Annotated in this window: 21 protein-coding genes; 16 read left to right on the top strand and 5 right to left on the bottom strand. The window is 68.1% G+C overall.

The genetic code is table 11. The annotated features are described in order from the left end of the window. Nucleotides 1-142 precede the first annotated feature (142 nt). From BLU81_RS22190 to BLU81_RS22110, 16 genes are all read left to right on the top strand, one after another. Entirely contained in the window at nucleotides 143-1,051 is a 909-nt protein-coding gene (locus BLU81_RS22190) for a YveK family protein (RefSeq protein WP_092546426.1), read from the top strand. Next, nucleotides 1,048-2,418, top strand: a complete 1,371-nt coding sequence (locus tag BLU81_RS22185) for an O-antigen ligase family protein (RefSeq protein ID WP_092546425.1) — start codon at nucleotides 1,048-1,050, stop codon at nucleotides 2,416-2,418. The genes BLU81_RS22190 and BLU81_RS22185 overlap by 4 nt, the downstream gene beginning before the upstream one ends. Nucleotides 2,419-2,574: 156 nt before the next feature. Continuing rightward, complete coding sequence (locus BLU81_RS22180; protein WP_197686348.1) at nucleotides 2,575-3,369, top strand: hypothetical protein; 795 nt, start codon at nucleotides 2,575-2,577, stop codon at nucleotides 3,367-3,369. Nucleotides 3,370-3,392: 23 nt separating this feature from the next. Continuing rightward, entirely contained in the window at nucleotides 3,393-4,895 is a 1,503-nt protein-coding gene (locus tag BLU81_RS22175; protein WP_092546424.1) for an acyl-CoA ligase (AMP-forming), exosortase A system-associated, read from the top strand. A 73-nt stretch (nucleotides 4,896-4,968) separates the two neighbouring features. Beyond that, nucleotides 4,969-6,177, top strand: coding sequence for a pyridoxal-dependent decarboxylase, exosortase A system-associated (locus tag BLU81_RS22170; protein ID WP_092557467.1), 1,209 nt, complete (start codon nucleotides 4,969-4,971; stop codon nucleotides 6,175-6,177). Then, entirely contained in the window at nucleotides 6,174-6,461 is a 288-nt protein-coding gene (locus tag BLU81_RS22165) for an acyl carrier protein (protein WP_197686347.1), read from the top strand. Before BLU81_RS22170 ends, BLU81_RS22165 begins: the two co-directional genes overlap by 4 nt. Nucleotides 6,462-6,760: 299 nt before the next feature. Next, a complete protein-coding gene (locus BLU81_RS22160; protein ID WP_092546422.1) occupies nucleotides 6,761-10,321 on the top strand; it encodes a DUF4082 domain-containing protein in 3,561 nt (1,186 codons plus the stop codon). A 27-nt stretch (nucleotides 10,322-10,348) separates the two neighbouring features. After that, on the top strand, nucleotides 10,349-11,431 hold the full coding sequence (locus BLU81_RS22155) for a glycosyltransferase family 2 protein (RefSeq protein WP_092546421.1): 1,083 nt from the start codon (nucleotides 10,349-10,351) through the stop codon (nucleotides 11,429-11,431). Then, complete coding sequence (locus BLU81_RS22150) at nucleotides 11,428-12,414, top strand: ABC transporter ATP-binding protein (RefSeq protein ID WP_092546420.1); 987 nt, start codon at nucleotides 11,428-11,430, stop codon at nucleotides 12,412-12,414. Before BLU81_RS22155 ends, BLU81_RS22150 begins: the two co-directional genes overlap by 4 nt. After that, complete coding sequence (locus tag BLU81_RS22145; RefSeq protein WP_157751731.1) at nucleotides 12,414-13,244, top strand: ABC transporter permease; 831 nt, start codon at nucleotides 12,414-12,416, stop codon at nucleotides 13,242-13,244. Before BLU81_RS22150 ends, BLU81_RS22145 begins: the two co-directional genes overlap by 1 nt. Further along, nucleotides 13,241-14,449, top strand: coding sequence for a rhamnosyltransferase WsaF family glycosyltransferase (locus BLU81_RS22140; RefSeq protein WP_092546418.1), 1,209 nt, complete (start codon nucleotides 13,241-13,243; stop codon nucleotides 14,447-14,449). Before BLU81_RS22145 ends, BLU81_RS22140 begins: the two co-directional genes overlap by 4 nt. 68 nt (nucleotides 14,450-14,517) lie before the next feature. Beyond that, nucleotides 14,518-14,970 carry a hypothetical protein gene (locus tag BLU81_RS22135; protein ID WP_092546417.1) on the top strand — a complete coding sequence of 151 codons (453 nt, stop codon included), beginning with the start codon at nucleotides 14,518-14,520 and terminating at the stop codon, nucleotides 14,968-14,970. A gap of 380 nt (nucleotides 14,971-15,350) precedes the next feature. Further along, entirely contained in the window at nucleotides 15,351-15,872 is a 522-nt protein-coding gene (locus BLU81_RS22125; protein ID WP_092546415.1) for a GNAT family N-acetyltransferase, read from the top strand. Between the two features lie 4 nt (nucleotides 15,873-15,876). Then, nucleotides 15,877-16,725, top strand: a complete 849-nt coding sequence (locus tag BLU81_RS22120) for a hypothetical protein (RefSeq protein ID WP_092546414.1) — start codon at nucleotides 15,877-15,879, stop codon at nucleotides 16,723-16,725. Nucleotides 16,726-16,848: 123 nt separating this feature from the next. Further along, nucleotides 16,849-17,427 carry a hypothetical protein gene (locus BLU81_RS22115; protein ID WP_197686346.1) on the top strand — a complete coding sequence of 193 codons (579 nt, stop codon included), beginning with the start codon at nucleotides 16,849-16,851 and terminating at the stop codon, nucleotides 17,425-17,427. Nucleotides 17,428-17,509: 82 nt separating this feature from the next. Next, nucleotides 17,510-17,770, top strand: a complete 261-nt coding sequence (locus tag BLU81_RS22110; protein WP_092557463.1) for a DUF7660 family protein — start codon at nucleotides 17,510-17,512, stop codon at nucleotides 17,768-17,770. Between the two features lie 121 nt (nucleotides 17,771-17,891). On the opposite strand, the gene BLU81_RS22105 is transcribed toward BLU81_RS22110, so the two are convergent. The 5 genes from BLU81_RS22105 to BLU81_RS22085 all read right to left on the bottom strand — a co-directional run bounded on the left by BLU81_RS22105 (nucleotide 17,892) and on the right by BLU81_RS22085 (nucleotide 24,982). Next, nucleotides 17,892-19,103: an ISAs1 family transposase gene (locus BLU81_RS22105; RefSeq protein WP_231953782.1), complete on the bottom strand. Its 1,212-nt coding sequence runs from the start codon at nucleotides 19,101-19,103 to the stop codon at nucleotides 17,892-17,894. A 94-nt stretch (nucleotides 19,104-19,197) separates the two neighbouring features. Then, nucleotides 19,198-20,031 carry a hypothetical protein gene (locus tag BLU81_RS22100; RefSeq protein WP_092546413.1) on the bottom strand — a complete coding sequence of 278 codons (834 nt, stop codon included), beginning with the start codon at nucleotides 20,029-20,031 and terminating at the stop codon, nucleotides 19,198-19,200. Nucleotides 20,032-20,107: 76 nt separating this feature from the next. After that, nucleotides 20,108-21,352, bottom strand: coding sequence for a tyrosine-type recombinase/integrase (locus BLU81_RS22095; protein ID WP_092546412.1), 1,245 nt, complete (start codon nucleotides 21,350-21,352; stop codon nucleotides 20,108-20,110). Beyond that, nucleotides 21,349-22,395, bottom strand: a complete 1,047-nt coding sequence (locus BLU81_RS22090) for a tyrosine-type recombinase/integrase (protein ID WP_197686345.1) — start codon at nucleotides 22,393-22,395, stop codon at nucleotides 21,349-21,351. The genes BLU81_RS22095 and BLU81_RS22090 overlap by 4 nt, the downstream gene beginning before the upstream one ends. An 817-nt stretch (nucleotides 22,396-23,212) precedes the next feature. Beyond that, nucleotides 23,213-24,982 carry an asparagine synthetase B family protein gene (locus BLU81_RS22085; protein ID WP_157751730.1) on the bottom strand — a complete coding sequence of 590 codons (1,770 nt, stop codon included), beginning with the start codon at nucleotides 24,980-24,982 and terminating at the stop codon, nucleotides 23,213-23,215. Nucleotides 24,983-24,986 lie beyond the last annotated feature (4 nt).

Raw genomic sequence — 24,986 nt, 5'->3', positions numbered from 1 at the left:
TTCAGCCGAAGGGCTTGTCGGTTTTATGACAGCCGCTCGATTCGGTCCGGACGGCCGGATGCCTAAGATCGAAGGTGGATGGACGACTCGCCACCGAGTCGTGCAGGGTCGTGCATCGACCCGTTCGATCGAGAGGGAAATTGTGGACCTCTGGGACCTCACCAGGCTGCTGCTCCGCCGGTGGTATTTCGCCGTGCCGATGCTCGCGGCCACGGTCGCGGTCGTCTTCCTGGCGGCTCAGCAGGTCTCGCCCGACTACAAGGCGCTGGGTTACATGCAGCTCATCCCGGCGCCCAGCAGTGGTAAGCCGATCGACCCGGACGCCAAGCCCAAACCGTCCAACCCGTGGCTCGACCTCGGTTACGCGGCGCTGGCCAACGCGGCCTCCCTCACCGTGTCCAACCCGGCCACCCTGGAGAAGATGGCCGACCAGGGCCTGTCCGACAGCGTCACGGTGGTGATGAACGAGCGCACCCCGCTCTACGAGATCGAGGTCGTCGGGGACAGCCGGGAGCAGGCGACCGCCACCGTCCAGCGGGTGATCAAGCTGCTCCAGGACGACATCGCCGCCAAGCAGAAGCAGTACGACGCCCTCGAAGAGGACACCATCACCACGCTGGTGATCAACGACGGCAGTGCGCCGGAGCAGGACACCAGCACCCGCAAACGGGTCCTGATCGTGGCCGCCGGTCTGGGCGTGCTGCTGACCACCGCGGCGACCATCGCGCTGGACTACTGGCTGCGCCGCCGCAAGCACCGCAAGACGACCGGTGACGGCCCGGCGCCGCCGGCCTCGGTGAAGTCCGAGCCGGTGTCCACCCGGCAGGCCGGGCTGTCCGACGACGCGGAGCGCACGCAGGCCCTGATTCCGCAGCCACGTCAGGGCGGCGGGGTGCGGCACTCGACGGAGACCCGTCACCGGTCGGCACACGCCCAGCGGGACACGAACGCGCCGGCCACTCCGGTTCCGGCTCCGGCGGCGCCGGTGGACGCCACGGTCGTGCTGCCCATGCCGTACAAGAACTGGAACTCGCCGAAAAAGCGGTCATGACCGTCCATCCGGTCGATCTCGAGCCGTCGCTGATCGGCCCGGGCACCTACACCTCCCGGCGACTGCAGGTCCGGCTGGACACCGCCACTGTCATCGCTCTGCTGGTGCTGCTGCTCTACTGCCTGCCGGCCGCGCTGATCGTGCCGGGCCTGACCTTCGCGGGCCGCCCGGCGCTGGTGCTGGCGATGGGCCTGTTCGCCTGGTGGCTGATCGCCCGGCTGAGCCCGACCCTGTTCCTGATGGGCCCCCAGCCGCTGCGCTGGACGATGCTGTTCTACCTGGTGTCGACCCTGTTGTCGTACACCGCCGGGATGTTGCGCGGTCTGCCGACCCTGGAGGCGAACCGGCAGAACTTCACCCTGCTGGTCACCTTCCAGTTCATCGGCCTGGTGCTGATGGCGGCCGACGGGGTGGCCAACTGGGAGCGCCTGCGCAAGATCCTGCGGGTGTTCCTCTGGGCGGCCGCGTTCATGGCCGTGATCGGCCTGATCCAGTCGCTGTTCGAGTACGACATCGCCCAGAACCTGATCGTGCCGGGCCTGGAGATCAAGGCTGAGATGGCCGACTTCCAGAAGCGTGGTGACGAGGGCCTGTTCCGGGTGGCCGGCACCGCTATCCACTACATCGAGTTCAGCACCGTGCTGGCCATGGCGGTCCCGTTCGGCCTGCACTTCGCGATGTACTCGCCGACCCGGCGCAGCCGCCGCTTCTACGCCGCGCTGACCGGGGTGATCGCGGTGGCCGTGCCGATCGCGATCTCCCGGACCGGGATCCTGGCCCTGGTCGCCGCGGTGGGCGTGATGTTCTTCGCCTGGAGCTGGCGGACCCGCTACAACATGCTGTTCGTCGGGATGGCCGCGCTGGTGGCGATGGCCGTGGTGCGCCCCGGGGTGCTCGGCACCCTGAAGTCGATGTTCCTGAGTGCCGACGAGGACCCCAGCATCACCGGCCGCACCGAGGACTACGAGATGGTGTCGTACTGGTTCAGCCAGCGGCCCTGGCTCGGCCGCGGCCCGGGGACCCTGATCCCGGACCTCTACATCATGCTCGACAACCAGTGGCTGATGACGCTGGTGACCTACGGCATCGTCGGCCTGGTCGCGCTGGCCGCCCTGCACATCACCTGTATCGCCCAGGCCGGGGTCGCGCTCCGGCGGTCCACCACCGCCGAGGACAAGCACCTCTGTGCCGCCCTGATCTCCAGCCAGGTGGTCGCGATCCTGGTCGGGGCCACCTTCGACTCGTTCAGTTTCACCACGTTCGCGTTCACTCTCGCGCTGATGTCGGGCCTCTCCGGTGCGGTCTGGCGTTTCACTCACCCGGCTCGGGTCGTCCGCACGTCCCATGTCAAGCGGCTGTTCGAATGACGGCCTCGCGACGCATGGTCCGAGCGTGTGCCGGACCGGTCGGTAAGGACCGACACCGGCCGGAGTCTGTGACACCGTGGACCGTCCGATGTGCACAGGGAAAGGGTGACGATGGCTCCGCAGACGGCGCCCATCACGACAGCTGACGTCCCGGCGGTGGCACGTTTCCTGTACGAGCACCTGAACGCGCGGGTCAGCGCGGACTCGTGGGAGCGGGCGATCCAGGTCCCGTGGAAGGTGGAGGCCCCCAATCACGGCTTCCTGCTGCGGGACGAGCAGGACGAGATCGCCGGGGTGTATCTGGCGTTCTACTCGGAGCGCGACGGCCGGCGGATCTGCAATCTGGGCGCGTGGTGTGTGCTGCCTCAGCACCGGTTCCACAGTCTGAAGTTGCTGAAGGCGCTTCTCTCTCAGGAGGGACACGTCTTCACCGATCTCTCGCCGAGCGGCACCGTGGTTCCTATGAACACCCGTCTGGGATTCCGTTTCGTGGACACCGCCACCGCTCTGGCGCCGAACCTGCCGTGGCCGTCGGCGCCGGGGCGGCTGAGCACCGATCCGGCCGCCTTGGAGAGCACACTGCGCGGCGCCGACCTGCAGATCTACCGGGATCACGCGACCGCCGCAGCGGCCCGGCAGGTGATGCTGACTCACCGCGGCCGGTACTGCCACGTCATCTACCGGACCGACCGCCGCAAGGGCCTGCCGCTGTTCGCGTCGCTGCTGCACGTCAGCGACCCCGGCCTGTTCCGGGTGCTGCGCCGCCGGTTCCAGAGCCACCTGCTGTTGCGGCACGGGATCCCGGCGTTGCTGGCCGAGATCCGGGTGGCCGGTCACCGGCCCCGGCTGTCCCGGATGCTGCCGGACACCCGCCGCAAGATGTACCGCGGTGACCTGGCCGAACGCGACGTCGACTACCTCTACAGCGAACTGACCTGCCTGAGCTGGTGACCACCACGACGATCGGAAGACGAATGCGTATCCGACTGCACGACCTGCTGGCCGGGGCAGCCGACTCACCGGCATTGACCTACCGCGACGAGACCGTCTCCTACGCCACCCTGTGGCGGGAGGTCCGGGCCAAGGGCGCCGGGCTGCGGCGGCTGATCGACAAGGGCGACCGGGTCGCCGTCTACCTCGACAAACGGATCGAGACGGTCACCGCGATCTTCGCCACCTCGTACGCGGGGGGAGCGTTCGTACCGGTCAACCCGGTGCTGCGGGCCAAACAGGTGGCGTACATCCTCGCCGACTGCGACGTGCGGGTCCTGATCACCACACCCGACCGCCTTGAGGCGCTGGGGGACGAACTGGAGCAGGTCAAGTCGCTGCGGCAGGTGATCGTGGTGGGCTCGCCGGAGTGGGACGCGCTGACCGGCGAGGAGGAGCCGGTCACCGGCGTCGACGTGGAAGTGGCGGCGATCCTCTACACCTCCGGCAGCACCGGCCGGCCCAAGGGTGTCGTGCTCTCGCACCGCAACCTGCTGGCCGGGGCGGAGAGCGTCAGCACCTACCTGGAACTGACCGGGGACGACGTGGTGCTTGCCGCGCTGCCGCTCAGCTTCGACGCCGGGTTCAGCCAGCTCACCACGTCGTTCGCGGTCCGCGCGCACGTGGTCCTGGTCAACTATCTGCTGCCGCGGGACGTGGTGAAACTCTGCACCCGGCACGGCGTGACCGCTCTGACGTGCGTACCGCCGCTCTGGATCCAATTGGCCGAGCAGACCTGGCCGGAACAGACCGGCCGCGGGTTGCGCCTGTTCGCCAACACCGGCGGGCGGATGCCGAAAACCACGCTGGACCGGTTGCGGTCGCTGTTCCCCGAGGCCAGACCGTTTCTGATGTACGGGTTGACTGAGGCGTTCCGGTCCACCTACCTCGATCCGGCGCAGGTGGACCGGCGGCCCGACTCGATCGGCAAGGCGATTCCGAACGCGGAGATCCTGGTGGTCCGCCCGGACGGCAGCGTCTGTGATCCGGGGGAGGAGGGCGAGCTGGTGCACCGGGGCGCCCTGGTGGCCCTGGGTTACTGGAACGACCCGCAGCGCACCGCCGAACGGTTCCGGCCACTGCCCGGCACCGAGGGCGCGCTGCTGCCGGAGCCGGCGGTCTGGTCCGGTGACTCGGTGGTCCGCGACGAACAGGGTTTCCTCTACTTCGTGGGCCGCACCGACGACATGATCAAGACGTCCGGGTACCGGGTCAGCCCGACCGAGATCGAGGAGGTCGTCTACGGCACCGGCCTGGTCCGGGACGCCGTCGCGCTCGGTCTGCCGGATCCGAAGCTCGGCCACCGGATCGTGCTGATCGTCAGCCCGGCCGGCGACGAACTGGACGTGGACGCGCTGAAAGCGGCCCTGAAGAAGGATCTGCCGCTCTACATGCTGCCCAAGGACGTCCAGGTGCGGCCGGAGCTGCCGCGTTCCCCGAACGGCAAGTTCGACCGCAACCTGCTGCGCGCGGAGGTGACGGCATGAGCGAGCTTGCGAGCGAATCATCGAGCTCAGTATTTGAGTCATGGCGGCGCCGGAGCGAAGCGGAGGTGACGGCATGACCGAGTTCGAACAGGTCGACGGGCAGTTGGCGGTCGGTGGGGTGCCGGTGGAGCGGCTGGCCGAACGGGTCGGGAGCACACCCTTCTTCGCGTACGACCGGCGGCTGCTCACCGAACGGGTCGCGCTGCTGCGTGAGCACCTGCCGGCGGATCTGCAGCTCAGCTATGCGATCAAGGCGAACCCGATGCCGGCCGTGGTGCAGCACCTGAGCACCCTTGTCGACTCGCTGGACGTGGCGTCGGCGCTGGAGATGCGGACCGCGCTGGACACCGTGAAACCGCCGGACCGGGTGAGTTTCGCCGGGCCCGGCAAACGGGACCCGGAACTGCGGCAGGCGGTCGCGGCCGGTGTGACGATCGAGGTGGAGTCGGAGACCGAGGCCGCCCGGATCGCACGTGTCGGTTCGGCGCTGGGGGTCCGGCCGCGGGTCGCGGTACGGGTCAACCCGGACTTCTCGGTCAAGGGATCGGGCATGCGGATGGGTGGTGGGCCGCAGCAGTTCGGGATCGACGCCGAACGGGTTCCAGCGCTGCTCAAGGAACTGGCCGGGACCGATCTGGAGGTGCTCGGGTTCCACTGTTTCGCCGGGTCGCAGAACCTGAACGCCGAGATCATCGCCGAGGCCCAGCGCCGGACCGTCGAGTTGCTGCTGCGGCTGGCCGGTGACGCCCCCGCACCGGTGCGGTATCTCAACCTGGGCGGCGGCTTCGGTATCCCGTACACCGGGAAGGATCGGCCGTTGGATCTGGCCGCCATCGGCGGCAACCTGGAGACGCTGCTGCGCGACGAGGTCCGCCCGCGCCTGCCCGACGCCCGGGTGGTGATCGAGCTGGGCCGGTTCCTGGTCGGTGAGGCAGGTGTCTACGTGACCCGGGTCGTCGACCGCAAGGTGTCGCGCGGCAAGACGTTCCTGGTCGTCGACGGGGGACTGCACCACCAACTGGCCGCGTCCGGCAACTTCGGCCAGGTGATCCGCCGCAACTATCCGATCGCTGTCGGGAACCGGGTCGCCGAAGAGCCGTCCGAGCAGGTCACCGTGGTCGGCTGCCTGTGCACGCCGCTCGACCTGCTGGGCAACGACGTGACCCTGCCGCCGGCCGCTGTCGGAGATCTGATCGTGCTTCATCAGGCCGGCGCCTACGGTCTGACCGCCAGCCCCACCGCTTTCCTGAGCCACCCGGCGCCCGCCGAGGTGCTGCTGTGAACCTTTCCACCGGAGGTAAATCCATGGCCCTGACCGGTACGACCATCGACGACGTCAAGGCGGTTCTGGTGTCCGTTCTGGCTATCGAGGACCGGGCGGCGACGATCGGCGCCGACACCCAGTTGCTGGGAAATCTGCCCGAGCTCGACTCGATGGCGGTACTGGAGTTGATCGCCGCGCTGGAGGAGCGTTTCGGCGTGAGCATCGACGACGACGAGGTGACCGCGGAGGTCTTCGACACGCTCGGCACCCTGGCGGCGCTGATCGACGAAAAGATCGTCTGAGTAGAGGCTGTCCGAACGGATGAACGCCGGTCGCTGACCGGTTGCCGGAACCGGTTCTCCGTGTCTTGTGTGGACTTTCGCGCGGAGGATAACGTCGCGCTCATATTCACGAGTGAGACGCTACCGTTGCGTCGCGGTCTCGTGCGATTTGGGGAGCAATCGCGTTGAGTATTTTCCGGGCCGTCGCCACTCGTCCGTGGCGCCGACCGACATTGGCGGCGATCGCCGCGTTGCTTGTGGTAATCACGTCCAGTTTCCACATCTCACCGGTTTACGCCGCCGATCCTTGCGCGGCACCGGTGAACGCGATCGCCTGCGAGAACACCAAGACCGGTGTCGATCCCGCCGTCTGGGACAACATCTGGGGCGCCGGAGACCCGTCGATTCAGGGCTTCACCACCGACATCAGTGTCAACGTCGGGCAGACCGTCAACTTCAAGGTCCGCTCCGAGGGCACCTACCGGATCGACATCTACCGGCTGGGCTACTACGGCGGCTCCGGCGCCCGGCTCTACAAGAGCATCGAGAACCTGCCCACGAACCTGCAGGGTGCGTGTGTCACCGACCCGACGACCGAGATCTACGACTGCGGCCAGTGGACGGTCACCGCGAGCTGGGCGGTGCCGTCCGACACCGTCTCCGGCGTCTTCACGGCCCGGCTGACCCGCGACGGCGATCAGGGCGCGAGCCAGATCCCGTTCGTGGTCCGCAACGACGCCAGCACGTCCAAGCTCTACTTCAAGACCTCCGACGCGACCTGGCAGGCGTACAACACGTTCGGCGGGTCGAACTTCTACTGGGGCGGCCCGATGGGGCGCGCGCTCAAGGTCAGTTACAACCGTCCGTGGGAGACCCGGAACGTCGGCTCCGGCCGGGACTTCGTGTTCAGCAACGAGTTCCCGATGATCAAGTTCCTGGAACGCAACGGGTACGACGTCAGCTACACCACCGACGTCGACGCCGACCGCCGTGGCCAGCTGATCCGCAACCATCAGACGTTCCTGTCGGTCGGCCACGACGAGTACTGGTCCGGACCGCAGCGCGCGCACGTCGAGGCGGCCCGCGACGCCGGTGTCAACCTCGCCTTCTTCAGCGGCAACGAGGTCTACTGGAAGACCCGCTGGGAGAGCAGCGTGGACGGTACGAACTCGCCGTACCGGACGCTGGTCTGTTACAAGGAGACCTGGGCCGGTGCCAAGATCGACCCGTCGGCGGAGTGGACCGGCACCTGGCGTGACCCGCAGTTCAGCCCACCCTCCAACGGCAACAAGCCGGAGAACGCGCTGACCGGTACGGCCTACATGTCGAACAACACCGACCTGGCCATGAAGGTCCCGGCCGCGCAGGGAAACAACCGGTTCTGGCGCAACACCGACGCGTACGGCCAGAGCAACCCCAACGGGGTGGTCACCCTCGCCCCGCACACCGTCGGTTACGAGTCGGACGAGGACCTGGACAACGGGTTCCGCCCGGCCGGCCTGATCCGGCTCTCCACCACCACCGGCCCCTCGCCGGAATACCTGCAGGACTTCGGTCTGCAGGTGGCACCGGGCACCACCACCCACCACATGACGCTCTACAAGGCACCCAGCGGTGCCCTGGTCTTCGGCGCCGGCACCATCCAGTGGGCGTGGGGCCTGGACCAGAGCCACGACTCCGAGGACACCGAGCAGAACGCGCCGGCCGACCGCAACATCCAGCAGGCCACCGTGAACCTGCTCGCCGACATGGGCGCCCCGCCGACCACCCTGATGACCGGGCTGGTCGCGAGCCCGGCCTCCGGTGATGTGGTCGCCCCGGACACCACGATCACCTCACCGGCCGCCGGTACCAAGGAGGTCAACGGGACCACGGTGACCGTCACCGGTACCGCCGTCGACTCCGGCGGCGGCCAGGTCGCGGCGGTCGAGGTCTCCGAAGACGGCGGGGACACCTGGCACCCGGCCGACGGCACCTCGACGTGGACGTACAGCACGTACAGCCACGGTGCCGCCGCCCAGGTCCTCAAGGCCCGCGCGGTCGACGACAGCGGCAACATCGAGACCAGCCCGGCCAGCCTCACCCTGGACCTGACCGGTACGAGCACCCTGTTCGGCAAACGGGTGCCCGAGGTCGCGGCCGCCGACGACGGCAGTGCCGTCACCCTCGGCGTGCGGTTCACCCCGCAGACCGCCGGCAACATCACCGGAGTCCGGTTCTACAAGGGCCCCGGCAACACCGGCACCCACCGCGGGGCGATCTGGTCGTCGACCGGCGAACAACTGCGCGGCGGAACCTTCACCGACGAGTCGGCGTCCGGCTGGCAGACACTCAAGTTCTCCAGCCCGCTGCAGGTCACCGCGAACACCACGTACACGGCGTCGTACTACGCCCCGAACGGCCGGTACGCCGCCGACGAGCGGTTCTTCAGCTCGCTGCCGTGGACCCGGTACCCGCTGGTGGCACCGCGCGGCACCAGCACCACCGGCAACGGCGTCTTCCGGACCGGCAACGGGTTCCCGGTGGAGAACTCCCGGACCAGCGCGAACTACTACGTGGACGTACTGTTCGTGGACGGGGACACGGCACCGCCGAGCGTGCTCGTCACCACCCCGGAGGACACTGAACGCGGCCTCGACCTGGACGCCAACCTGTCGGCGCTGTTCAGCAAACCGCTGAACGGCTCCACCGCGGCGGTCACCCTCACCGGGCCGGGGAACACCACGGTCGCGGGGACCACCTCGTACGACGGCGGCACCCGCACGGTGACGTTCAACCCGACGGCGAACCTGACCGCCGGAGTGGCCTACACCGCCACCGTCACCGCACAGGACACGCAGGGCCGGCCGATGTCCGAGCCGTACTCGTGGACTTTCACCACCACGGCGTACGACGACGTGAAGACCTTGATGCCGTTGAACGCCCTGCCACAGAACGCGTCCTCCGGCGACGGCTCCGAAGTCAACCTGGGTGTCAAATTCAGCCCGGCGGTCGACGGCGAGGTCATCGGGGTCCGCTACTACCAGGGGCCCGGCAACACCGGGGCGCACATCGGCACCCTCTACAAGGCGAACGGTGAGGAACTGGCCAAGGCCACGTTCGGCGCCGGAACCGGCTCCGGCTGGCAGAAGGTGTTCTTCGCCGAGCCGGTCCCGGTGACGGCCGGGCAGACCTACGTGGCCTCCTACTGGGCCTCGAACGGCAACTACTCGTACAACCCGGGCTTCTTCAACGAGGCCTACACCACCAGTGATCGCTATCTGACCGCGCCGGCCGGAGCCAACGGCCTCTACAAGTACGGTGCCGACGACTTCCCGACCGCCGACTGGAACTCCACCAACTACTGGGTCGACCCGCTGTTCGTCACCGACGAACCGGCCCCGCCGCTGCCCACCCAGCCGGATCCGCCGGCCGGGGCGTCCACCCTGCTCGGCAGCACCACCCCGGTGGTTCCGGCGTTCAATGACGGCTCGGCGATCGAGGTGGGCGCCCGGTTCTCGTCGAGTGTCGCCGGAACCGTCCGTGGCCTGCGCTTCTACAAGGGCGAGGGCAACGGCGGGGCACACACCGGCACACTGTGGTCGGCCGGCGGGACGGAACTCGCGCAGGGCACCTTCCAGCACGAGACCGCGACCGGCTGGCAGACCCTGATCTTCGACGAGCCGGTGCCGATCACCGCGAACACCAGCTATGTGGCGTCGTACCACACCACCCAGGGCCACTACGCGGCCGATCTCGGCGGGTTCACGTCGGCGGTCAGCAACGGGCCGTTGACGGTCGAGGCACAGGGCGGGCGGTACGCGTACGGCCCCTCGTCCTTCCCCGAAGGGGCCTCGAACCACAACTTCTGGGCCGACGTCTACTTCTTCCCCGCTTCCTAGATTCCCGCTTCCTAGAGAGGATTCGTAGTGGCCAGGAAAGTGCGGCCGGTTCCCCTGAAGAGCCGGCCCAGGGTCACGGTTGTCGTCCCCTGCTACAACTACGGCCATTTCCTGGCCCCGTGCCTGGAGAGTTTCATCGACTCGGACGGCCTGGACGTCGACGTGATCATCGTCGACGACGCGTCCCCGGACGGTAGCGCCGCTGTCGCCCACCGGATCGCCGCCCGTGACCCCCGGGTCCGGGTGATCGCCCACGAGACCAACAAGCGGCACATCGCCACCTACAACGAGGGACTGGCCGCCGCCGAGGGCGAGTACGTCATGCTGCTGTCAGCGGACGACCTGCTCGCCCCCGGCGCCCTCACCCGCTCGGCGGCCCTGCTGCAGGCCCATCCCGAGGTCGGGATGGTCTACGGCTTCTCCCGACGGTTCACCACCGAACACCCGCCACCGGCCCGCTCCACGGTCAGCTCGTGGACCGTCTGGGACGGGCCGGAGTGGGTGGCCGAGGTGAGCCGCCGGGTCAGCAACCCGATCTACACCCCCGAGGTGCTGATGCGCACGTCGGTGATGCGGGAGCTGGCCGGCTACGACGCCCGCCTGCCGCACGCCGCCGACTTCCTGCTCTGGCTGCGAGCCGGCACCCGAGCCGGGATCGGCCGGGTCAACGGCGTGGACCAGGCGTTCTACCGGATCCACGGCGCGAACATGCACGTCGAGCAGTACGCCGGCGCGGTCCTGGACATCCAGCAGCGGCACCTGACGCTGCAGATCCTGTTCGACGACGACGGCGACCGGTTGCCGTTCACCCGGGCGCCGTCGCTGAAGGCACTGGCCCGGGAGGCGCTGCTGCTCGCCTGCCGGCCCTACGACCACGGCACCCCCATCGGCGACCAGGCCGACCAGTTGGACCAGCTCGCGGAACTCGCGTACCAGATCTGGCCCGCGTCCAAGGAGAGCAAACTGAGCCAGCGCTACCAGCGGTTGAGCAGCGGCGGCCGGGTGCTCACCGCCCCGGTGAACGCCTTCCGGGACCGCGTCGTCGAGCACGTCGGCTGGCGCCGGTGGCGTCAGACCGGCATCTCTCCGGCAGTGGGTGCGGCGCTGTGACCGACGAAGTCATCCGTCTCCAAGGGCTGACCAAGCTCTACGAGCCCACCCCGCGCTGGATGCGGGTGTTCGCCCGTTCCCACATGACCAAGCCGGTCAAAGCCCTCGACGGCGTCGACCTGACCGTCCGGTCCGGGGAGATCTGCGCGATCGTCGGCCCCAACGGCGCCGGCAAGACCAGCATGTTCCGCATCCTGGTCGGGCTGACCACCGCCACCGGCGGCACCGCCACCGTGCACGGTTTCGACGCCGGGCGCGACTCCGAACAGGTGCGCCAGATCGTCGGCTGGATGCCGTCGGAGGATCGCAGCCTGCTGATGCGGGCCACCTCGAAGGAGAACCTGCAACTGCACGGCAGGCTGCAGGGCATGCCGAGGCGGGAACTGACGGATCGGATCGGGTACGTCCTGGAGACGGTCAACCTGACCGCCCAGACCGAATCGGTGGTCGCCGGGCTGTCGGCCGGTATGCGGGCCCGGCTCCGGCTGGCCCGCGCCCTGCTGCCCGGCCCGCGCGCGCTGATCCTGGACGAGCCGACCGGCGCCGTCGACCCGATCGCCGCGCACGGCCTGCTCACCCTGATCATGGACCTGGTCAAGCAGGAACAACTCGCCGTGCTGATCTCCTCGCACCGCCTGGAGGAGATCGAGGCCCTGCAGTCGCAGGCGCTGCTGATGGACCGGGGCCGGGTCAAGTACTCCGGCGACCTGGACAGTCTGCGCCGGGAATGGGAACGGCCGGAGATCGAGTTCGTCCTCGCCGACCCGGCGACCGCGCACGCCCTGGCCGAGAACCTGATCGCCCAGGGCCTGCACGCGGTAGTCGAGGAAACCAGCGTGCGCTGCCGCCCGAACCCGAACGAGCCGGTCGGCGCCGTACTGTCCCGGCTCGGCCCGCTCACCTCCGACATCCGTCACGTCCGGGAGACCCCGATGCCGCTGCGCGACCTGATCGCCCAGGTCTACGAGCGAGGCGAGGCCTGATGAGCCTGTCCTACCCGTCGTCGGTGCACCGGCGCAGCCGCGCCCGCAAAGTCCTCGACACGTTCGAGGGCTACATCCGGATCGACCTGGTCGAGGAGCGGATGTTCCCGGCCTCGACGATCCTGCGCTACCTGGCAGTGGTCTTCCCGGTGCTGCTGTACTACTTCCAGAGCACGTTCCTGTCGATCAGCGAAGACCTCTTCATGACCATGCTGATCGGTACGGCCGTCATCGCCGGTCTGCAGGACGCGCTCACCGGCCTGACCAGCCGGCTCAGCTTCGCGATGGAACGCGGCACGCTGGAGACCTACCTGGTCGAGCCGGTGCCGTGGGCCCTGATCCCGGTTGCGATGAACATCTGGCGCAGCTTCACCGGAGCCATCCTCGCCTGCGTGATGGTCGGCGTCGGACTGCTGCTCGGCGGATCCATCGAGGTCACCGCGATCCCGCTGGCGCTGCTGGTGCTCTTCCTCGGGGTGGCGGCCTGCAACGCGCTCGGCTCGTTCGCTGCCGCGTTCATCCTGCTGTTCAAACGGGGCGAGCCGGTGGTCGCGCTCTACAGCCTGGCCGCGTCGGTGCTCGGCGGCGCGCTCTTCCCGATCGACGTGCTGCCGTCGTGGATCCGCTGGGCCAGCTACCTGGTCCCGCACACCTACGTGATCGACGCCGAACGGCAGCTGCTGATGGGCTCGGCGTCCAGCGGTCACATGGACCCGTCGTTGTCGATCGGCATCCTGGCCGTCTTCTGCGTCATCTCGTTCATCGCCGGCCTGTTCGTCTTCGACCGGGCCCTCCGCCTCGCCCGCCGACTGGGGATCCTGTCGATATGAGCAGTCTGCCGTCCCGCTCCCGGGAGGCTCTGCGTGTGCTGCGGGCCTCCGGGGCCCGTGGTCTCGCTCAGCGGGCCGTCCGGGCCGCCTACGACCGGCTCGGCGCGTCCGAGCTGAACGCGAAACTCGACCTGGACCTGATCGCCGACTCCCGGCGGCTCGACCTGCCGGTTCCGGACCGGCGGCCGGAGCGGGGTACACCGCTGACGGTCGGCTGGATCTGCACACCGCCGGCCCCCGGCTCCGGCGGTCACACCACTCTCTTCCGGATGGTCGAGGGTCTGGAGGCCGCGGGTCACCGGTGCGTTCTTTACACCCATGACGTGTACGGGGGAGAGCTGGCCCGGCACGAGAAGGTCATCCGGGACAACTGGCCCGGCATGAAAGCCGAGGTACGGTCGGTGGCCGACGGGCTCGGGCCACTGGACGCCTACGTGGCGTCCGGCTGGGAGACCGCGCACGTGCTGGCCTCGCACTCCGGCCTGACGACCCGGCGGCTCTACTTCATCCAGGACTTCGAGCCGCTGTTCTATCCGGCCGGCTCGCATTACGTGCTGTCCGAGGACACCTACCGGTTCGGGTTCCGGCCGATCGTGGTCGGGCCGATGCTGCGCGACCTGCTCCGGGACCGGTTCGGGCTGGAGGCGGCGGTCGCCGAGTTCGGTGTGGACACCGGGGTCTACCACCTGACACGTCCTTCACGGCGGCGCGGCGTCGTCTTCTACGCCAAACGGGACTACGCCCGGCGCGGGTTCATCCTCGGGGCCCTGGCGCTGCGCGAGTTCCACCGGATGCACCCGGACCAGGAGATCCACCTGTTCGGCGACGCCACCGTCAAACCGCCGTTCCCGCACACCAACCACGGGACGCTGCGGCCCGCGGCACTGGCGGCGCTCTACAACGAGTGTGCGGCCGGGATCGCGATGTCGTTCACCAACCTGTCGCTGGTGCCCGACGAGATGCTGGCGTGCGGGGTGGTCCCGGTCGCGGTGGAGAACGAATACGCCAAAGCGAGCATGGACAACCCGTACGTCCGCTGGGTCACTCCGACCGGGTCCTCGATCGCCGAAGCGCTCGGCGACATCGTCTCCGGGCGGGCCGCCGCCCCGGCCGAGGTGGCCGCCAACGTCCGGCAGACCCCTTGGGAGACAGCGAAGGCGGTGACCCGGCAGACGATCGAGGACGAGGTCTACGGCCCGGCCTGACGCCGGGGGCTTCGTGAAGTCTTGCTGGTGGAAAGATCTACGACTACACATGGTCGACAGGAGGCAGCGTGGGATTTTCGGGAACGATCGTCGTCGCGCGGTTCGAACAGCCGATGGCCGGCCTGAGCGAAATCTTGGACGAACAGGTCTTCGACAACGGCTGGCGCTGCCTCTGGCTCGACAGCGACTCCCCACCCAAGCCGCAGGAGCTGGTTGCCGCTACTCACGCACCGGCCCTATGCGCATATGTCTTCGACAGCGACCTCGCGGATGTGGAAGCCGGTAGCCCTGGAGGCAGATCCTGGCATACCTACTTGCACCCGCAGACCGCGGAAGAATTGGGTGCGCCAGCGCTTCAGCAGCCTCTGGAGGAGGTTGTCGCCCGGATTGTGGATTGGGCCGGTGAAGCCGGCCATGTCGTCGATGCGACCGTGGTTGCGCAGGCACTCACTGCCGAGAACGTCTTCGTCGAAGAAACGCTTCTGAACCTCATGAAGGTCTTGGGTATTTCAAGCGATTAGCCGCTGGGCGAATCTTGCACGAGATCCGCTCATCGGCCGGATACCGGTTCATGGTGCGCGGCCGGGGAACCGGTCAGCGTCCTCAGCCGGATCGCCGGATCTTGCGCATGAGCATCGCCCACACTCCGAATCCAGACCCCACATCGCCGGTGACCGCACCCGCGGCGGAGCCCATGAACAGCGCGTTTGCGCAGTCCGGGCAAACCTCTCGTCCGGTGACGGTCTTCTCGAACGGCTCGCGGACGTGGCGGCCGCAGTCTGGACAATGCCGGCCCGACAATCCCATGCCTGCCTCCTGGGTTCCAGGATTCCCAGCCTACGACCGTGCCGCATCTTTCACGTGCCGATACCGATCGGATCGCGCCGGGTATTTTCCTGGAATGGAAACAGTCACCTTATCGGGCGCGCTGGTGCGTCTCAGGACAGCCGTTCGGGACGATGTTCCGAGTTTGACGCGGATCCGGTCGACGCCCGAGGTGTACCGGCGATGGGGCGGCGGCGATGATCTGGCCGGTGTCGTCTCCGCGGATCTCGCCGATAAAGGTATGCATCTGCTGGCGATCCTGTTCGAGGACCGGGTCGTCGGCGCGATTCAGTGGAGCGAGGAGGACGACCCGGACTACCGGCACGCCGGTATCGACATCTACCTCGATCCGGTGTTTCACCGTCGCGGACTGGGAAGCGACGCCGTTCGTACCCTCGCCTGGCATCTGATCGACGACCGGGGTCACCATCGCCTGGTGATCGATCCCGCCGCCGACAACGATGCTGCGATCCGTTGCTACGCGACGGTCGGCTTCCGGCGAGTGGGAGTGATGCGACGGTACGAGCGCGGGCCCGACGGCGACTGGCACGACGGCCTGTTGATGCACCTGCTCGCCCACGAGCTGGTGCGAAACTGACGTCATGCTGTTGGCTGTGGGGGCAGCGCGGATCGTAGGGAACGCCACTGAGCCGCGGCTGCGATTCGTGGAGCAGACGAAGCCCGAAGGCGCTTGGGCCGGTCGGCGGTTGTTGACCGTCGATGACGTGCCGGCATTCGAGTTGAGTTTTTGGTGTGGCACCTGCCAGTTCCTGTTCGAGCGTCTGCAAGGCGCGACGACGACGTTCTCGCCCGCCGGCACGGACGCCTCGCCCGCCGGCACGGACGGCCTTGACGACGGCACGGACGGCCTTGACGACGGCACAATTGCCCAGTTCGCGAGCCTGCTGCCGGAGGGCCGGTACCAGCCGCTACTACTTCAGGTAGAGCCCCGCCTCATCAACCCGGCCGAGGCCGGCGACTACTTCGCCGAGGAGCAGGTCGCGACGTGGGGACTCGAATCGTTCTGGGGACTGCCGGTCTATCCGCGTACCTCGTACTACCGCACCTATGAGGCCGCAGTCGACGCCGACGCGCACCTGTATGAGTTCGTGGTCCCCATGGTTCCGCCGTCGTGGAACGAACGCCCCCGAGTCATCGCCTACGCCGCCGAACTGGCCAGCGGAACGACGCCGACGGCAGTCGCGGTCTCGATCCTCGACGTCTGCGCACCCGCCGACGAACAAGGACCCGACTGCTACACGCACTGGGCGCTCACTCATTTCCTGCTCGACGGACACCACAAGATGCAAGCCGCAGCAGAAACCGGACATCCGGTGCGCCTGCTTTCCCTACTGGCCGTCGACGCAGGTCTTGCCGAGGCGGCGCAGGTCGCCGAGCTGCCTGCACTCCGTGCAGCCTCACCGCAGACTCGTTTCCGCCCAGACTCGTAGTAATCGGAGAGAAGCGGCCCGAGACCTGTTCGCTGTCCGCCAACGACACGTGGAAAGCGGCAAATGAGGTCGTCTGACTGTGCGTCATGCGGGGCCAGGCTGAGCACCTTCTACGATGCGTTCGTGAACGAGCCGCTGTACTGGGATCCGATGCTGCATCTAGGGGAGATATTCGCGTCTCAGCCGAAAGATGGACTCTGGCAGGACCGCGCAGCAACCTTTCAGGGCAAGTGGCAGGAGCGCAACTGGCGCAACGCGCCCGGCACGTTCTACGGCGCCATGACTGACAACTGCTGGGTCGGACGACTGCACGCGCCACGACATGTCCTCTACGGCGACGATATCGACTACGAGCAGGAGTTCCTCTACCGCCAGCCGCGCAGTATCGAGGAACTCCGGGCTGTCGTAGTCGCTGTGCAGGAGGACCCGTGGGCCGGTTGGGCGTGCGATGGCGACAAGCGTTGGACGTCGAGTCTGGTTCGCGAATGGTGGAACGAACGTGAACGTCTACGCGAGTGGATCGCGACGAAGCATCGCCGGTGGCGCAATTCTGATCGAGAAGACGAACGCGAGGCCGCAACCGGGCTCCTGGACTACCTCGCCTATCTCGACGGTAACCTGAAGGACCACCTGCAGGCATACTGCTACTTCCTGGATAACCGTGTAAGCCCGCAACCCGGTGACCACCTGCCACCGCTGTAGGCCACCAGGTCTGTCCACCTCCGGGAGCCGATCGCGGCAGATCCGGATGCTGGCCAGAACGCACTCGAGTAAGGTGCGCGTCGTGAACTGGAAGGATCCTGAGATTGCCGCCGTAGAGAGTCGCGAGGATCTCGCTCGCTACTTGGTGAGCTTGGCAGCCCGGCTTCGCGAAGGCGATCTTCCGACCGAGAACCCATCCACAGACGCCTTCATCGACGCCGCGGGCCGCTGGACGAAGTCCATGGACGTCTTCTTCTCAAACGTTCTGAAGGAGCCGGTTCCCGACAGCCCAGATTGGTCGACGGTGGCCGCCGTGTTCCGAGCGGCGCTCGTTTACGAGTAGGAGCCGAGCCAAGATCGGGTGCCCGGGCGTCGGCACGAGCAGGTGTCGGCCAGTCCTCAACTCCCGTGACTGCCTGTTGTTAGCTGATCGCGGCAGTTGAGGATGTCACCTGATCCCAGGGTCATTGCGTTCTGGGGTAACTGCTGGTCACGGCGGTGATGAGGTCGTGTGATCGGCGGTCGGCGCGTCGGTTGGCGCGGGCGATGTTGGTGGCGCCGTTGATGCGGTGCCAGCCGATCGCGGTGTTACGCAGGGTGGCCATGACGGCGGGTCCGGTGCCGGTCCGGGCTTGGTGAAGATCCTCACGGAAAGTGACGTCTCTGACGTTGTGGACCTGGTTCTCGATCAACCACTCTGCCCTGGCCCATTTTTGCAGGTCAGTGGGCTGGGCGTTGGCGGCGCTCAGGGAGGTGATCAGGTAGGTGGTCTCGCGGCTGGTCTTGCCGTCGATGGTGCGGGTCCGGGTGATCCGGGCGGCCTGCTGGGCTTTCGGGAAGGCGATTCCGCCCGGGGTGTGCAGGGTGACGGCCTTGACCGTGCGGGTCTCCTTACGGCCGTGCCCGCGGTCGCGGGTGCGGTCACCGACCGGGATCTGCGCCCACGGCAGGGTCTTGAGCTGGGTGTGAAGGGTGGGCTGGTTCCCCTTCGCCTGCAGCAACAGGTGTGCTCCGCGGCGGGTGATCTGCTCGGCGTGATCGGTCTGGGTATGCATCGCGTCGGCGACGAACAGGACCCCGGTCAGGCTGCCCAGCACGTTTTCGACGGCGGTGAGCAGGGGTGTGAAGGCTGGGATTTCGTTGCTTTTGGTGTCGACGGTGACCTGGGCCAGGACGATGCCGGTGCTGGTGTCCAGCGCGGACAGCAGATGCACCTGGCGGCCCTCGGGCAGGCGGGCGCCCCGCAAGGTCTTGCCGTCGACGGCTATCACGGTCCGATAGCGGCGTGGCCGGGCGGGTGCCGGCGGTGTCCGCGACCGCAGCCAGCCGGCCAGAACAGTGCTGACCACACTCGCGTCGAGGCGGGTCAGCAGCCGCCACATCGTCGTGCCGGCCGGCACGCCCCGGGTGAACCCGAGCCGGACCTGGTCGGGCTCGTCGAGGTCGTACAGCCAGTCGGCGATCGCAGCGAACGAGGTGGCACCGGCCAGGACCGCGCAGACCGCGACTGTCAGCAACGCCACCAGGGAATACCGGGTCCCGTGCGGGTTACGCGGGTCCGGAATCCGGCCCAGGGCTTCGGCGAGCCCGGTGTGTTCACTATCGGTGACCGGTGATGGTGGAGTGTCGGAGCCGGGGGTTGTCACGGTCAGTGCGCGAATCAGAGATGATGCCATCGGCGGGTGGAGTTCCTCGGTGGTCGTGCAGCGTGAAGAACTCCATGATCACCTTGAGGGCTTCACCCGCTTCCACTGCCTCCACAGAGGCCGATCACCCCACGAAATCCCTGTTCAGCGGGTCAAGGACCGAGAACGCAACAGCCCTGCACCTGATCCGGCCACCTTGTTTGACCAGCCACTCACCGGTTTCCCAGTCCGATGGACTGTCGTCGACACGGAAGCATAGGTCAAAACGAATCTCCAGGTCCGGCCAGCTGTGCTGTACATATACGGTCCGGAAGATGTCCTCAAGGCCGGGAATGGCGATCCCGACGGGATCCGGGAACAACTGCTCCAATTCTGTACGGGTCAGCTTTGTCCACAGCGCGAATTGCCAGGTTGTGTACGGGTACCAGGGGTCGTACACGAGCTCGAAGCGGGGTTCGCGGCCGACGATGAAGTCGCGAATGTCAGTTTTCAGTTCCATGCCGGTCGATGGAAGCACGAACGGCCACTGCTCCCCGGTTGGATAGCGGTACATCGCTGCGGAAGCGGCGATATCCTGCACCAAGCTGTCCCACTCCTTCACGGAGACCGCCTGCGAAGGCAAATTGACGCCTGCGTGATCGATGCGTCCGACGTTCCCGGCGAGACAGTCCGCGAGGTCGGCCAGCTCTATGTTGACACGATGGGGGGTGTGGCCGCTTCCGGCGAGCCCGATAGTGCGGCCGATGTCGAGGGCTACCTCGGGTGCTGTCACATCGGCCAACCGGACCACAGTTACCGGACATGCGGAGACTGGCGCTGGCGGCTTCAAGATCAAGCTATCAGCGGGACCGTTCGAGGCGTAGGCGACGTCAGCGAGAAGTCGCCGCAGGTCACGAATGAATTGTTGGGATGAGGAGGCGGCGGGTAGACAGAACGCAATCTCCATCAATCGGGTCACGCCCGCAACTTAACAAAATGATCACCGGACCGACGCACTCAACTCGGCATTATGCAGGTAATCCTTGTCAAGTTGATCATGATGCTTGCTGGTCCAGGCCGTTCAGGAGGCGGGTTAACAGGTCGGCGCGGTGGGTTTGGTCGTGGGCGGCGGCGTGGTCGTGCTGGGCTTGCAGGGTCGGCCGGAATGCAATGCTGGTCTGGAAGAAGGTGCAGGTCTCGCAGATCGCTTCGAAGGCGCAGTCGAGTTCGGGTGGGCGGGTGCAGTAGCCGTTACCGAGTAGCCGGTGGTGCTCGCGACGGAGCCGTGCCATGCGGGGCCCGATGATGTCGGCGGGTAGCGGTTTTCCTTGCTGGTAAAGGGATTCGACCTTCTCGGTGACGGCGAAGTATTCGTCGGCGACGGTGCGGTTGGCGATTTTGGCGTAGCGCAGGGTCATGTCGAGGCTGCGGTGCCCGAGCAGGGCGGCGATGGCTTCGAGGGTCATGCCGCGGTTGATGGCCTGGGTGGCCAGGGTGTGCCGCAGCTGGTGCGGGTGGATGTGGGACAGGCCTGCGGCGGTGCCGGCTTTGTTGATCAGCCGGGTGACGGTGTGCCGGTCCAGGGGCCGGCCGTTCTCCCGAGGCAGCAGCAGCGGATTGTCGGCGGTGACGTGGGCGGTGCGGTAGTCGCCGATCAAGGTGACCAGGTGCGGGTGCAGGGGCAGGTAGCGGTCCTCACGCAGTTTGCCGACCGGGACGTGCAGCCAGTGCGCGGCGCCGATGAGCACGATCGCGTCAGCGCGCAGTTCGGTGAACTCGCCGACCCGTAGTCCGGTGCGCAGCAGTACTTCCACCACGACCCGGGTGAGCATGCGAGGGTCGGCCTGGGCGGCGCGCAGCAGTTTCGCCGCGGACGGGTCGTCGAGGGCTTTCGGCAGCGGATGGTCCTGGCGGGGCAGGTCGGCGGGGATGATCGGGATCCGGGCGGGTGCTTCGGGCCAGTCCCAGTCGCTGATACGGACGAAGAACATGCGCAGGGTGCCGAGCCGGTGGGCGAGGGTGGCCGGGGTGAGCCGGCCGGTGCGGTAGCCGGGCCTGTCGGTCAGCCAGGTCCGGAAGTCCTCGATGTGCCGGCGGCGGATGTCGGCGACGTGGCGGACCTCGGGCGCCTGCTCGACCAGGAAGCCTGCCAGGGACCGCAGGGCCAGGTCGGCCCCGGAGACGCTGCCCGGGCGCAGGATGCAGGCCAGCTGCTCCAGATAGCGGCGCATCGGCGTCACCATGTCAGGGATCGTGGCGGCCAGCACGTCCCAGTCGGGAAGCCGTCGTGAGCCGGTCACCGTCCACCTTCGATCACGCTGAAAGCGTTGTGGGACAACGGTTTTCCGGAGAAGAGCTGGGCGTCGATCGCCTCGGCGGCCCGCCGGTATTGCGAGGCCAGCCAGTCGTCGGCCAGGTGCAGGTAGATGCGGGTGGACTCGATGGACGCGTGCCCGGCCTGGGCCTGGACGGCTTCCAGAGCCATGCCGGCCTCCCGCAGCCGGGTCAGGCAGGTGTGTCGCAACTGATGGCAGGTCACCTTGCCCAAGCCGGCCCGCTGCCGGGCCGATTCCAGGATCTGATCGAGCCCGGGCGGCGACAGCGGCCGGCCCCGGCCCGGGCCCTTGAGCACGACGAACAACCGGTCGGTGGCGATGCCCGGTGGCCGTTCGGCGTCCAGATACCCGGCCACCGAGGCGAAGAACCGGCCGGAGACCGGAATCTGCCGTTGATGCCCGCCCTTGCCCTCGGCGATGAACACCCGGCGGGCGGCGACTTGCAGGTCTTCCAGACGCAGCCCGAGGACCTCGCAGCGGCGCAGCCCGCCGAGCACCATCGCCTCGGCCATGGCCCGGTCCCGGTGCGTGCGCAACGCCGCGAGCAGCGCATCGACCTGGACCGGCTGCAGAATCCGTGGCAGGGTGCGTGGGGTCCGCACCAGCGGAACGCCTTGCCGGGGACGCTGCCGTTCCCGACGGGTCGGCAGACCGCGGGGCACCGGGTTCGCCTCGACGTCACCGCGGGCCTGCAGGAATGCGAACAGCCCGGACACGCTCGACAACCGCCGACGGACCGTCCGCGCTGACACTCCGCCGCCCTCACCGGCGACTTGCAGCCGCCCGGCCGGACCACCGGCATACTGCGCGGTCACGAACGCCAGCACGTCCGCCGCGCTGACCCGGCCTGGTGCCTTGGCGACCACGGTGAAGAACACCTTCAGGTCATACGCAACCGCGACCACCGTGTTCGGCCGTGACCGCACCGCCAGGAACTCCAGATACGCATCCAGCACCGCCACCCCGAACCGCACGACCAGACCACCAGCCGCGTCCCGAGACCGCACCAACCGAAGACAACCCCACGCCGACATCCAGGCACCCTTCAATACCCGATCCACCAGCACAAACATGCCGTGGATCACCAAGGATTACCTGCATATCAAGCATGAGTGTGCATCGCCCCGTCGTTCATGGCCGGACCGGGCGGGGTTTATGGAGAATGACTCAGCGTCCGGCGCTGACGTCGGGCCGCGCCCGTTTGATCAACAAGCGGCGCTTGTTTCACGAACATCCGATCAGTTCGGGCTGACGAGGCGGGGCCGAATGTCGCTGACGGCTGGCTCCCGATCGCGCTGACAAATCACCGCTTGCACGAACGCCGCCGCCAGTGCTCAGCAGGAGAGTCCCAGACCGTGCCGGGACGCACGGGCGGAGAATGCGAACCAGACCCCGTGCGACGGTTCGAAGACGTGTGACACGAACCAGGCCCGCAACCGGGCGCACGATCAACACGCCGAGACCGCACCGGGAAGACCTCCGGCGCTGTCGAGCCGAGGGGCGGGGTCCAGCTCCATGACGCGGCTCTGGCGCATCAGCACACCCCCAGCTCAGGTGTCCCTTGACCGCGAAGGAAATCTGACATGGGTGCGAACGAAGCCGCACCGACCAGGATTGTCACCACCAGCACCGGGGACGGGCGGCCGAACAGGCCCGCGCCCGGCGGCGCGGTTGGCAACGACTTCGGGACCTGATCTTCGACGCCGTGATCCCGGCCGACCGCGACAAGATCGTCAGGCGGAACAACAAATGCGCCGTCAACTACTGCAGCCCGGCTGTCCCGGTTATCCGCCGCCCGGACAGCGGGGCCGGTGACCGCCGGAGTCAGTCCTCCGGGGCCGCCGCCAGCAGGTTGATCAGGAACGCGATCGTGGTGGCGTCGGCGCCGTGGGTGCCGTTCAGCAGGCCGTCGAGCCATTCGGGGCGCAGCGCCGGAACGGAGTGCAGGGCGGCGCACGCCTTCGGGTCGGCCCGCCAGTGGGCCAGGACCAGTGCGGCGTACTCGGTGGCACCCAGTTGCGGGCGGCGGCCCCGGGTCAGGCGCTGGCTCACCTTTCCGGCGATCTTTCGGGCGTCGACGGTCCGGGTGGCGATCCGGCTGCGCAGCGACCGGGTGCCCAGCAGGGCCGGGACCAGGCCGGTGTCCAGCGGGATCGCCGCCAGTTCCGGGTCGAGGCGGGTCATCAGACGGCCCAGCAGTTGCGAGTCGCGTTTGTCGGCGGGCGCCACCGCCAGGGCCAGTTCGATGAACCGGCGGTCGAACATCGGGTTGATGAAGTGGCGGCGGACCGCGGCGACCGTGCCGTGTACCCCGGCCCAGCGGTGCATCCGGTGCAGCAGGTAGAAGTCGTCGGTGGCGCGCAGCCAGTCCCCGGCCGGGAACGCCTCGCCGAGGCGGTCGAGGGTCGAGGCGCGGGCGGCGGCCAATACCTCGGGCCGCAGCGCCGCCGGGGCGACCGCCTCGTTGCTGAACAGCCGCCACTGGGCCAGCCGTTCGATCAGCTGCGGGGACGTCACCGCGCTCGAGGGCTGCCCGGCGTAGTAGAAACCGCGGGCCACCTCACCGCCCAGCCCGGACAGCCGGTGTCCCTGTTCCAGGTGGCTCTCCGCGAGCAGCAGCGGCGCCAGTGCGAGTGGGCTGGCCAGGCACTCCAGGGCGCGTGCGGCCACCAGCGCCAGGTGGTGGGCCTCTTCCGGTTCGGGCCAGCGTTGCTCGTCCATCCGGTGCACCTGATGCCGCAGGCCCAGGCGGTGCGACAGGTCGGCGGCGATCCGGACGTCGGCGCTGCCGGGGGTGCCGAGGGTCATCGCGCGCAGTCCGGCCCGCCGTTCCGGCGGCACCGCGGCGAGCAGGATGCGGGAGTCGTGGCCGCCGGTCAGCTGCAGGACGGTGTCCGGGTGCCGGCCGACGTAGGCGCCGGAGAACGTGCGCAGGATGTCGGCCATCTCGGCGACGGCGTCGTCCAGGTCCGGGGTCTGCGCCGGACGCTGGACCGGGTCGGCGTACCGCCGAGTGATGATCTTGCCCTGGTGCAGGGTCGCGATCGTCGCCGGAGGCAGCGCGGTCACTCCGGGGAAGATCGTCGCGTCGCCGATCTGCCAGCCGATCAGGGCCTGGGCGCCCAGACCGCCGTCGTCGAAACCGCCGCCGGCCAGCACCGCGAGAGCACGCGCGCTGGTGGAGACGGCGGCCACGCCGGGGGCGGTCCAGCGGTAGAGCTGCCGGAAACCGAGCCAGTCACCGGCGACGACCACCGGGGCTCCGGCGGTCTGGCGGCAGGCCGCGGCGAACGGCGGCAGCAACTCGGCGAGGGCGGGCCCACCGGTGGCCAGCAGCGCTGAAAGGTCGGCGGTGGCCACCGCGGATTCGCGGGTACGAACGGCACGGGCCAGCCGTACGACGAAGGCCCCGCCGAAAGCCGGCAGCAGATCGCCCTCCTCGGCCCCCGCACCGGCCAGCCACCCGGCCGGGGTCTCCTCGATGTGGTCGACGGCGGTGTCCGGGTCGGTCAGGCAGTCGACGGCCGCCTGGGCGGGGCGGCGCAGGTGCTCGGGGGCGTCCGGCCCGAGGGACACGCAGAGGAAGGCTCGCATCGTT

It is taken from the genome of Actinoplanes derwentensis (assembly GCF_900104725.1).
Taxonomy (GTDB): Bacteria; Actinomycetota; Actinomycetes; order Mycobacteriales; family Micromonosporaceae; genus Actinoplanes; species Actinoplanes derwentensis.
Note: the sequence above shows the minus strand (reverse complement) of the source record. Positions and strands in the feature narration are given on the sequence as shown.